The following is an 11538-nucleotide window of genomic DNA, read 5'->3' on the forward strand; positions in this document are numbered from 1 at the left end:
AGAAACATATTCACAGTGTTAAAGTGAAAATGGACAAAAAAAAGAGAGCCTGTCATCTAGGCTCTTCTAGGCTCTCTTTCCGCCTGTCTGCAACAAGGACTGAAAATCACACCAGGCAAGTTCGCTCAGCAGAGCTGCGTCCATTTCTTCCACTGGAATTTGGGATAAACGCAGTGCCTGATTCTGGATAGCCTCCTGGACCAGATTGAAGGCCAACCTGCCGTTGCCCGAGAGAATCCCCTGTTCGGCCGCTTCCCGAAGCGCTCTTTCCAGGCTTGCTTCCGCCTCGCCAGAAAGCTGATAGCCCGCTTCCTGAACCGCGAGTTGAATGATGCGGAACAGTTCGTCTGGTGTGTAATCGGGAAAGTGAATGAACTTCTTAAAGCGGGAAGCCAGACCTGGATTGCTATCCAGCAGACGTTCCATCTCCAGAGGATATCCGGCAAGCACGACGACAAGGTTCTCCTCATGCTTTGTCATTTCCTCCACCAGGGTGTGGATGGCCTCCCGCCCGAAATCTCGCTCACCGCCGTTCGCCAATGCATATGCCTCATCGATAAACAATACACCGCCAAGCGCCTCACGGATTTTTCGTCTGGTCAAGGCAGCGGTTTGCCCGACATAGCCTGCGACAAGATCGGCACGTCCTGCCGTTACCAGATGGCCTCGCTTCAGATACCCTATTTCCCGCAACATCTGCGCGTACAGTTTGGCCACGGACGTCTTGCCTGTTCCCGGATTGCCGGTGAAAACGGCGTGAAGTTCTATGGGAACACGGTTCAAACCGCTTTCGACACGCTTTTGCTGGATGCTGACGAAGGCCGCGATTTTGTTCAACTCCGCCTTTACCTGGTCAAGTCCAATCAGCCGCTCCAGCTTGATTTGCGCAGGCAGCTCCGCATCCGATTTTTGTTCTTTCCATCCTTGCGGCAGCACGTCCTCCGGGTACAGGATGGTGAAATCATCGACGTGCAGCGGTTGCTTGCCCCCCATCACCTTTCCCTTGGCAAAGATGGCATCCAGGACGATGTTGGTTACGGTACGCGCATTGCCAAACGTCTCATCCACCCGCTCCCGATTGATGCGATCGGCAAGCGCCTGCCGCGTTTCCTTCGTCAAGGAAAAGTCGTTTCGTGCTGCCACCTGTTCGGCGATCTGGAGCAGCTCTTCCGTCGAATAGTCCGGCAGGAGGAAATGACCGGATTCCGGGAAGCGGCTGCGCAGGCCAGAATTGGTAAACAAAAACTGGCGCATTTCTTCCGGGTAACCAGCCAGGATCACTACAAACTTTCCGGCATACTCCCCGCCGGTCATGGCGGCGACCAGGGTGTCGACGGCCACCTGGCCGTAGTCGCTGCCGGATTGATCCGCACGCTTCAGGCTGTACGCCTCGTCAATAAACAAGACCCCGCCGGCGGCTCGCTTGATGACATCCATCGTTCGCTGTTCCGTCTGCCCGATGTAGGCGCCGACCAGATGCGACCGATCCACTTCCACTACATCACTGCGTTCCAAAAGACCCAGCTCGTAGTACAAGCGGGCAATCAGTCGGGCCAGTGTCGTCTTGCCCGTCCCCGGATTCCCCATCAGCACCAGATGAAGCGGCAGTTGGTCCTTAAGCTGCCAGCCCTTTTCCGTACGCAGCTTTTGGTACTGGTAAAAACGGGCCAACTGGTGTACCCGCTGCTTGATCTCAAAGAGGCCGACCAGTTCTTCCACCAACTCCAGAGCGGAAGGGACGCCCGGTGACGTTTCTGGTTCTGACTGTTCCGCAAAGTACCGAGCGAACAGCTCTTCTCGCTGTGCCTCCTGTTCCGCCAATTGTTTGACGGAGTCTTGAACCGAGACCAGCAATTCCGTCGAGTAGAACATCCCCTGCAGGGAGGCAGCGTAGGCATGGGCCCGCTCCAGGAGCTGGTGAAGCAAGTGATCTCTTTCTCCATACAGCCGCAGCAGGTGATCAATCAAAATGAGCGCTTCCTCATCCCGGGCGGACACTGCCGCCTGTTTCGCCTTGTCTGCAACCTCCTGCCACTTTTCCAGAATAGCCCGCTCTTGTTCCGCTTCCCCGATCAAAACTTCCAGCTGACGCTTGCGGGTAACCGCATTGTCCGTTTCACGGATCACTGGAAAACGGTCGCCAAACGGATGCGTGCTCAGCATGGAGAGGTACAAGCGGCAAAGGTGCCGGGCTGCCGGCAGGTAATCAGGAGCCAACAGACGGGCCCGGGACAGCCACTCTTCCGCGAGAAGAGAACCACCCGGTTTCCCCAGGCGCAGGGCAGCGAGTCGGGTGAGGACTGCCGCTTCCGCTTGATCCAGTTCAACGCCGTCTGTCGACTGACGAAACTCCTCAATCCTTCTCAGGATGGGAATCAGTTCGCCCTCCGACAGCTTAGTCACGTCGGTATTCCCGATCAGATGAAGTTGTTCCGCTTCCTTTTGCAGCTGCATGCGTGGTGTTCCTCCGTTCCAATTTGCTACTCACCTGTTGTACCACGTTTTTGCGAAAAAGAAAAGAATTCGCAGCTGGCCAAAGCAAATGCAGCCTGCTTCAACAGAAGCAAGGCTGCATATTTTTTGATCCCATTACAGTTTTACGTTTCCCATCTCCATGTCCGCTTGAAAATGGGCCAATGCTGCTGGAAATACATCTGATTCCGAGTCGGCAGCAATCTTGAACATCGTCACCAGCTTGTCGCCGCTTCGGACCTGAACGTTGTACTGCGAGTCACCATCATACGTCGTCGCAAAATGGTATTCCCGTCCGTTTACCGTCAATTTGCGTTCCAAAGTGGACCACCTCCCGCCATAGTGTTGCCGGTTTTGGCGAATTCCACTCCAAACCTTGTCGCATTGCATCGACCATCGGCGAAACCTGCGCTTGCCTAGGGAATAAGCGATGTCGTTTGCCTACACGGGCGAAAACGCCTGGTAATCAGTAGGCTGCCGTACCGTTTCCCCATTCGGCAGGCGAACAATCAATACGTCCGCTTCTCCTCCTTCTTCCCATTCAAAAGCGAAGCGTTTCGCAGCGTGAGGCTCGCTTTCGCTCAGGGTGTCCGCGATCGCACGCAGCGTGTCAGCCACAAGCGGCACAGGAACGCGTGTCTGCTGCAGATCGGGAATCAAAAGCAGCTTCGGCGCATCCTCAAAATAAAGAACCGTATCGAGTAACAGCGAAACCTGCTGCCAGTTCAAATCGGATTCAAATCGTTCAAACGGCTTTGCCATCTCTCTCATTCCTTTTTCTCCGTCGGTTCGTCAAACAAACTGAACTGGGTAGTCGGAACTTCATCATGGGGGGAGACTGGCGCCTGTGTACCAGGCTCTTTGATTACCGGGCTTTCCGCTTCCGACGGCAGTACGGCTTCGAACGCGACCGCTTTCAGGCCGCCTTCTACGACGACACGCCCGATTCCTCCCTGTTCGTTCACGGATACTTGCTCCGTCTCTACCCGAATCCATTCATCCCGGCGGGTTAGGGCATACAGGTTGTCCTCGACGGTAATGGCCATGATCTTATGCGGATTGGTTTTCCGTTTGCGGATGAGCAGCACGCCCTTGCCAGCTCGGCCCTGCAGCGGAATGTCCTTCAGGGACGTTCGCTTTACGACGCCTTCTTCGGTCAGCAGGCTGAAAACACGGGAGTCCTCCACATCGACTGCGGCCAATGCAACGATGGAATCAGATGAAGACAGGTTCATCGCTTTTACGCCGCTGGAAGCCCGGCCGGTTGGAGACACTTCACTGCGCAGGAAGCGAATGCCCATCCCTTCTTTCGAGGCGGCGAAAAACGCGCCTTCTTCGTTGGCAAGCAAAACGGCAACGAATTCGTCGTCCTCGCCTTTCAGCTTCGCTGCCACCAGCGCTCCGGAACGGTTGGTCTCATACTCGGAGAGCGGCGTCTTCTTGATCAGTCCTAAACGGGAGACGTGACAGACGTACAGCGGCAGTTTGAAGTTCTCTACGATGTGGAAGCCGACGATTTGCTGCTGCTTCTCCAACGGGATGATGTTGACCAGTGCCGAGCCGATATCCTTCCACTTCTCATCCGGTATGTCGTTCACCAGCGTTGCGAAATATTTTCCGTCCTGCGTGAAGAAGAGCGCCGTATGGGACGTGTTCGTCTCGTAGAAGTACCGGACCCTGTCTCCTTCCTTGACGCCGCATGTGTCGATGGTTCCGCCCATCGATTTGAAGGAACGCGGGCTGGTCCGCTTGATGTAGCCCTCGTTGGTGAGCGTCACGATGCAGTCTTCCGCATTGATCTGCATGGCGATATCCACTTTGATCTCCTCGATCTCCCCCTGAATTTCCGTGAGGCGAGGGTTGCTGTACTGTTTCTTGATTTCCGTCAATTCCCCGGTAATCACCTGGATCAGCTTTTTCTCGCTGCCCAGAATGGCTTCCAGCTCGACGATTTCTTTCGCCAGCGTATTCAATTCTTTCTCCAGCTTGACGATGTCCAAACGGGTAAGGGAAGCCAGCTGGATGCTGAGGATGGCGTCCGCCTGCACATCCGTGAATCCGAACTTCTCCATGATGTTTTTCTTGGCGTCTGCCCGGTCCTCCGAGTCCATGATCGTGTCGACGATCTCCCGCAGAATGGATTTGGCGCGGATCAATCCCTGAACGATGTGCTCCCGGTTCCGCTTTTTTTCCAGATCGTACTGGGAACGGCGGGTCACCACTTCCTTTTGGTGGGCAATGTACGCATCCAGCAACTCTTTCAAGCCCATCTGGCGGATGGTGCCCTCATGGATCGCATTCATGTTGTAGTTGTAGTAGATCTGCAGGTCGGTGTTTTTGTACAGGTAATTGAGAATGGCATGTTCGTCGGCGTCCTTGCGGATATCGACGACGATCCGCACCTTTTTCTGCTCCGCTTCTTTCCGCCCGGTTTCGTCGCGGACTGCCAGTGCGCCCTCGATCTTCCTCTCCATCACCAGTTCGTCAATCTGCGCGACCAGCTTGGACTTGACCACGTCGTAGGGAATTTCCGATATGACGATCTTTTTCACTTTGCTGCCCTTCGGCTCCTCGATAAAGGTGCGGCCGCGGATGATAAACTGGCCGCGTCCCGTTTCGAACGCCTTACGAATGCCGGAGATCCCTTGAACAATACCGCCCGTTGGAAAATCGGGTCCTTTCACATGCTGCATCAACTCATCCAGCGTGATGTCAGGATTTTTCATCTGAGCGATCGTGGCGTCGATCACTTCCCCCAGGTTATGGGTGGGAATGTCGGTGGCAAAACCGACCGCAATACCGGAAGCGCCGTTGACCAGCAGATTGGGAAAACGCGACGGCAGCACGGCAGGCTGCATCGCAGAGTTGTCATAGTTGGGAATAAAGGTGACCGTGTCTTTTTCAATATCGCGCAGCATCTCGTTCGCCAGCGCGGACAAGCGGGACTCGGTGTAACGCATCGCCGCCGGCGGGTCGGCGTCCAGGCTTCCGAAGTTGCCGTGCCCCTGAATCAGCACCTGGCGCATCTTCCACCACTGCGCCATGCGGACCATCGTCTCGTAGATGGCGCTGTCTCCGTGAGGGTGGTACGTACCCATCACATATCCCACGGTTTTTGCCGATTTTCTGTACGGCTTGTCATTGGTGTTGCCTTCCTGGTACATCGCGTACAAAATGCGGCGCTGTACCGGTTTCAAGCCGTCGCGGGCGTCAGGAATGGCGCGGGACAGGATCACCAGGTTGGCGTAGTCGCCAAAGCGTTTCCCCATGATTTCCGCAAAGCTTTGTTCAATCACTTTGTTCGACAGCATGGTTATTCATCCTCTCCCACTTCAAAGGTGACATGGCTTTCGATCCACTCCCGGCGAGGCGGAACCTTGTCCCCCATCAGCACCGTGACGAGCTTCTCGCAATGGGCGAGGTCTTCCAATTGCACTTTGATCAGCTTGCGCGTCTCGGGATTCATCGTCGTCTCCCACAGCTGGTCGGGGTTCATTTCGCCCAGACCTTTGTAGCGCTGGACTTCGGCTCCGCGGCCAAGACGCTTGAGCGCCTGTTCCAGCTCGTAGTCGTTCCAGCAGTAGACAACCTCTGCCAGTTTCCCCCTGCTCTCCTTGCGTGCCTGATACAGCGGCGGCTGGGCGATGTACAGCTTGCCGGCCGAGATCAGCTGCTGCATGTATCGGAAGAAAAACGTCAAGAGCAGCGCCTGAATGTGAGAGCCGTCCACATCTGCGTCGGACATGATGATGATCTTGTCAAAGGCGCAGTTTTCGATGGAGAAATCTTCGCCGATTTCTGTCTCCAGCACTTCCAGGATCGTTCGGAACTCCTCGTTGGCCAGAATGTCGGAAAGCTTTGCCTTTTCGGTGTTGAGCGGTTTTCCCTTCAACCCGAATATCGCCTGAAACTCGGAGTTGCGCGCCTGCTTCGCGGATCCGCCTGCCGAGTCTCCCTCTACAAGGAACAGTTCGTTTCGCTTGGGATCCTTGTACTGGGGCGGAGCAAATTTATCCGAAATGGATTTGCGTTTTTTTGCCCCTTTGCCCTTCTTGTCACCGCGCAGCGCTTCCCGTTGCTTACGCAGTTCTTCGCGAATCTCCGCAGAGCGGACTGCTTTCTCGATCAACAGCTTGCCGATCTCGGGATTTTCTTCGAGGAAAAAGCCCAGTTTCTCCGAGACGATCTGCTCGACAATGGTACGCGCCTCTTCGTTGCCCAGCTTGTCCTTTGTCTGGGACTCAAACTGGACATCGGCCATCTGCAAGGAGAGGACGCCAAGGAAGCCCTCCCGCAGATCATTTCCGGTCAAATTGGGATCTTTTTCCTTAAGAAACCCTTTTTTCCGGGCAAACTCGTTAAAAATCCGCGTCGTGCCATTGCGGAATCCGGTTACATGGGTGCCCCCGTCCGTCGTCGGGATGGAGTTTACATAGGAGGCCAGCGTCTCCGTATAGCCGTCGTTGTACTGGAACGCCAACTCCACGTAGATGTTGTCCTTCTCGCCGTCAAAGTAGACGACCGGATGGAGCGTCTGTTTTCCTTCGTTCAGGTACTCCACGTATGATTTCAATCCGTCTTCGTAATAGAACTCTTCCCGCTTCTTTTCCGTTCCCCGCTCGTCGATCAGAACCATGCGCAGTTTTTTCAGGAGGAAAGCCGTTTCGCGGAAACGGTCGCGAATCAATTCATAATCGAAGCGTGCGCTGCCGAACACAGCTTCGTCCGGCAAAAAACGAACGGTGGTTCCGGTGCGTTTGGTTGTGCCGACGACGACCAGATCCGTTACCGGCTTGCCGACGTGCTCGTTCCCCTGCGCGTCGATGATGTATTCAAAACGCTGCGTATGTATTTTGCCTTCGCGATGAATCTCCACTTCCAGCCATTTGGACAAGGCAACAACCACGCTGGAGCCTACGCCGTGAAGACCGCCGCTTTTTTTGTACCCGCCGCCGCCAAACTTTCCTCCGGCGTGCAGGGTGGTAAAGATCACTTCCGGTACGGGACGGCCTGTTTTGTGCATGCCAGTGGGGATTCCCCGTCCGTGGTCTTCTACGCTGACACTGTCATCCTTGTGCAGCGTCACAATGATTTTATCGTTAAAACCGGCCAGCGCTTCATCCTTCGCATTGTCGACGATCTCCCACAAGAGATGATGAAGCCCGCGGCTGCCGGTGGAGCCTATGTACATGCCCGGCCGCTTGCGAACGGCAATCAAGCCTTCCAGTACCTGAATATCTTCTTCGGTATAGCTGAGTGTGTCTGCTTCCTTCATTCGCTTCTCCCCTCTGTTCACAGCTTCCGTAAAAAGGCGAACACTTAATCGCTATTGTACCGTATCGGCATGGGCCACTTCAACGCTCCTGGAGAAAAAAGGCGGGTGCCCTGCCAGCGCAGCGTTAGCCGGTGCCGTGTGGAAAAAAAGAGCCGTTCGCAATGAACGGCCCCTTTTGGTTATGCCATCAGCTTTTCCATTTCCTCGTCGTCAATTTCAAAGTTGGCGTATACGTTTTGCACATCGTCGTTTTCTTCGAATGCTTCCATCATCTTCAGCATTTTGGCTGCGTCGTCTCCGGAGATTTTCACCGTATTTTGCGGAATCCACTGGACGGATGCATTTTCGAACGTGTATCCCTCGGCTTCCAGTCTGCTCTTTACCTGATCCAGTTCGTGCGGATGGGTATGCACTTCGAAGCTGTCGTCGTTGATGATGACGTCCTCTGCGCCTGCTTCCAGCGCCTGCATCAGGATGGTGTCCTCGTCCACGGAAAACTTCTCGCGGTCGATTACGATGACGCCTTTTTTGTCAAACATAAAGCTCACGGAGCCGGTTTCGCCCAAGTTTCCTCCGCGTTTGTTAAAAATCGCCCGCACGTCTGCTGCGGTCCGATTCCGGTTATCAGACAGGCATTCCACGATGACGGCAACGCCTCCCGGACCGTAACCTTCGTAGCGAATTTCCTCGTAGTCGTCGGCGTTTCCCGTATCGGTTGCCTTTTTGATGGCGCGTTCGATATTGTCCAAAGGCATGTTGATGGCCCGAGCGTTCGCAATGATCGCCTTCAGCTTCAGGTTGGCGTTTGGATCGGGGCCGCCTTTTTTCGCTTCCACATAAATTTGTCGGGCAAACTTGACGTATTGGTTGTTGCGCTTTTGGTCAGCGGCACCCTTTTTGTTGGCAAACAACTTAAACTTTGGCATGACAAAAACTCTCCTCGTCCTTCAGGAATTCACCTTCCCTAGTGTAGCACTAGTCGCGAAGGAACGTCAAAGATATTCGGGTATTCCGCCACCGAGAGTGGACACACTATGGGAGAGACACCACACACCGTTAGGGGGAATTTCACGTGATCAGCGCAACGAAGCCATTCGTCAAATTCCATAGATACGATCAGGAACTTGTTTCCGACATTCAGGCACTCAACTCCTCTGGTTACCACAAGGACGACATCTGGGTGATCAAGTGGAACCCCGACAAGAACCACTCCAATCAGCGGAACAACTTCTACAAATACAGCACCCACTTCGAGAGCGCCGTCGGCGATATCGACAGCAAGGCCCACTTTTTCGACAACGGCGGCGAAGAGATTCGCACCCGCCTGGAAAAGTTGGGACTAACCAAGGATGAAGCGTCCGCACTCTTTCGCGAGCTGCAGGAGAGTGACTACACCTGCCTCCTCGTCGTACGTGACCTGAAGGATAACATCATAAAAATGAACGACTGAAACAGTCAACAGCCGGGGCCTCCCCGGTCTTTTTCTTCACGTTTTTTTGGAGAAAACACTGCACCCTCCGAACAGAAAAAAACCACTGCTTGCCTGCAGTGGCTTTGGTTTTACTTCTCTTCCGCATCAACCAGCTCGATATCTTCCAGCACTTCGTTCAGTTTGGCGTAAACTTCATCCTGATCGTTTTCTTCGAGCGGAACCAGCTCTCCTCCCTCCAATTGGAAAACGAAAATGTCCACTTCTTCTTCCAGATCCTCTTCGGTATCCGTTTCTTCATCAATCGCGTTGGTCAATGCAACGTAATTCTTTTGGTTGTTTTCAAACAGCGCGATTACTTCGAAGTCGCCCAGCGGTTCTCCGTTTTCATCGTCGAGTGTAATAATGTCGCCAAGTTCCAAGTCCTTGTTGTCTTCTTCATGGTTCATTGCGTTCACGTCCTTTACGGGTATATGGCTTCCATACCATCTTACTTGGTTTTACCAAAAGAAGCAAAAAGATTTCATGGCATTATTGGGTCAAGACCTTCATGGGTTACAGGCAGGCAATCGTATTTCGAAGGTGGTCCCCTTCCGTTCCCTGCTGATCACGTTTATGGTTCCGCCATGGTTTTCAATGATTTTGTAGCTGACCATCAGACCAAGCCCCGTGCCTTTTTCTTTCGTGGTGTAAAAGGGTTCACCCAATTTGGGAATTCGTTCTTCCGCAATCCCGCAGCCCTGGTCGACGAAGCGAATCAACAGGTTCTTTTGCTGTTCCCATCGTACTTCGACCCGCACTTCTCCTCCGCCCGACATCGCCTCGACAGCGTTTTTCAACAGGTTAAGAAACACCTGCTTCAGCTGATTCTCCTCGCATTTGACCAAGGGAAGCTCCTTTTCATAGACGGCGGCGATTTGCACATTATGCATGATGGCATGCGTCTCAGCGAGGGCGATGATGTGTTCCAACAAGGGGCGCACGTCCCGCTCCTTGTAGACAACGTTTTGCGGTTTGGCCAACACCAGGAATTCGCTGATGATATATTCGATCCGGTTCAATTCGGACAGCATGATCGAAAGGTAGTCCTGCTTGTCCTGTACATGGGATTGCAACAGCTGAACAAATCCTTTCAGTGACGTAAGCGGGTTGCGAATTTCGTGAGCCACCCCGGCAGCCAGTTGGCCGACGACGGACAACAGCTCTGACTTTCGCACCATTTCCTCTGCCTGTCTGCGCTCGGTATTGTCCAGAAGCATTCCGATTACGGCTCTCTTCCCTTTGTAAAGTGTGGTTTTTTGTATGACTTCCAAGGAAATCACATTGCCGTTCTTATGAAGGCCGCGAAACTTGTAGACCACACTGGAGCGGTCTCCCTGTTCCCGTCTACGTTGATTCAAGCGTACAATCTCCCGTTCTTCGGGAACCACCAAATCAGCGGCACTCATTTTCACAAGCTCTGCTTGTGTATATCCAAACATTTCCTCCATGCGCGGATTGACGTAAACAAAGCCTTTTTCTTCTACATAAGCAATGTATACGCCAACCAGCGTGTTCTCGACCAGACTTCGATACAGCGATTCTGCTTCAAACAGTTCCTTTTCCATATGCTTTCGCTCCGTGATTTCCGTAGCCGATTCGACCACACGGGGGCGAAAGCTGGCGATGACACCGGCCGCTTCTTCATCCGGGCCGATGAGGGGGAAAAACATGCAATCGACCGCGGTTCTGACACCATCTCGCTCCCTATATAGCGATAGCTGCGTTTCCTTTTTCTGCTGATGGACTTGGTGCAGCCGGTCTTCAATGACTGCCGCATCTTGTGGAAAGAAGCGGGTAATCGGTTCTCCGATCATCTCTTTCAAAGCCACATGGGCGAATTGTTCCGCCTGCATGTTTGCTTCGATAATGAGCAGTTGGGAGGAAAGCACGAACATTGGGTCCGGACTTTGTTGAAAGACGGAGAAGTAGAGGCCGTTCCCGGTACGTGAACCATTCGCAGATTTCATCAACAACAGCAACCTCCTGGACCCAGACTATTACCATTCTTTTCTATATTCGTGTTTTTTTGCACTTCTCCCTGCCAAGCGTTACCAAAATGTCTCCCAAATAAAAAAACAACCTGTACCCATCGGCAGGTTGTTTTTCTCTCCATTCTACTCTTCCAGTTCCTGCAGAACGCCCTTTTCCATCAAAAAGGCTTCTTCTGCCTGCAAAATCATAATAATGGATTCGCGATCCACTTTTTTTCCGGCCTGTGCCAGACGTTGTTCGATAAAGCTGAGCATTTCTTCAAAATCGATAATTTGGACTTCCTGATTGGTCACAAAACTACCTCCTTTTCAAACAAACTCTCTACATT

At 53.3% G+C, this 11538-nt stretch carries 10 protein-coding genes; 1 reads left to right on the forward strand and 9 read right to left on the reverse strand.

Annotated features, from left to right (window positions below; translation table 11 throughout):
* Nucleotides 1-66: 66 nt before the first annotated feature.
* The 6 genes from ACE99V_RS09105 to ACE99V_RS09130 all read right to left on the reverse strand — a co-directional run bounded on the left by ACE99V_RS09105 (nt 67) and on the right by ACE99V_RS09130 (nt 8673).
* Complete coding sequence (locus tag ACE99V_RS09105) at nt 67-2454, reverse strand: AAA family ATPase (RefSeq protein ID WP_400490762.1); 2388 nt, start codon at nt 2452-2454, stop codon at nt 67-69.
* A 135-nt stretch (nt 2455-2589) separates the two neighbouring features.
* Entirely contained in the window at nt 2590-2793 is a 204-nt protein-coding gene (locus ACE99V_RS09110) for a hypothetical protein (RefSeq protein WP_400490763.1), read from the reverse strand.
* A gap of 120 nt (nt 2794-2913) precedes the next feature.
* Nucleotides 2914-3243: a hypothetical protein gene (locus tag ACE99V_RS09115; RefSeq protein ID WP_400490764.1), complete on the reverse strand. Its 330-nt coding sequence runs from the start codon at nt 3241-3243 to the stop codon at nt 2914-2916.
* Complete coding sequence (gene parC, locus ACE99V_RS09120; protein ID WP_400490765.1) at nt 3240-5783, reverse strand: DNA topoisomerase IV subunit A; 2544 nt, start codon at nt 5781-5783, stop codon at nt 3240-3242. The genes ACE99V_RS09115 and parC overlap by 4 nt, the downstream gene beginning before the upstream one ends.
* A gap of 2 nt (nt 5784-5785) precedes the next feature.
* Entirely contained in the window at nt 5786-7747 is a 1962-nt protein-coding gene (locus ACE99V_RS09125) for a DNA gyrase/topoisomerase IV subunit B (protein ID WP_400490766.1), read from the reverse strand.
* Between the two features lie 179 nt (nt 7748-7926).
* Entirely contained in the window at nt 7927-8673 is a 747-nt protein-coding gene (locus ACE99V_RS09130) for a YebC/PmpR family DNA-binding transcriptional regulator (RefSeq protein WP_400490767.1), read from the reverse strand.
* A gap of 146 nt (nt 8674-8819) precedes the next feature.
* Between ACE99V_RS09130 and ACE99V_RS09135 the strand changes: the two genes are divergently transcribed.
* Nucleotides 8820-9197, forward strand: a complete 378-nt coding sequence (locus ACE99V_RS09135; protein ID WP_400490768.1) for a YflT domain-containing protein — start codon at nt 8820-8822, stop codon at nt 9195-9197.
* A gap of 110 nt (nt 9198-9307) precedes the next feature.
* On the opposite strand, the gene ACE99V_RS09140 is transcribed toward ACE99V_RS09135, so the two are convergent.
* From ACE99V_RS09140 to ACE99V_RS09150, 3 genes are all read right to left on the reverse strand, one after another.
* The gene (locus ACE99V_RS09140) at nt 9308-9625 is read right to left on the reverse strand and encodes a hypothetical protein (RefSeq protein ID WP_400490769.1); all 318 of its coding nucleotides are present in this window, start codon (nt 9623-9625) and stop codon (nt 9308-9310) included.
* 99 nt (nt 9626-9724) lie between these two features.
* On the reverse strand, nt 9725-11185 hold the full coding sequence (locus ACE99V_RS09145) for a PAS domain-containing sensor histidine kinase (protein WP_400490770.1): 1461 nt from the start codon (nt 11183-11185) through the stop codon (nt 9725-9727).
* Nucleotides 11186-11332: 147 nt separating this feature from the next.
* A complete protein-coding gene (locus ACE99V_RS09150) occupies nt 11333-11503 on the reverse strand; it encodes a hypothetical protein (protein WP_400490796.1) in 171 nt (56 codons plus the stop codon).
* Nucleotides 11504-11538 lie beyond the last annotated feature (35 nt).

Origin of the sequence: Brevibacillus soli (assembly GCF_044759095.2) — a bacterium.
Lineage (GTDB): Bacteria > Bacillota > Bacilli > Brevibacillales > Brevibacillaceae > JBIYSM02.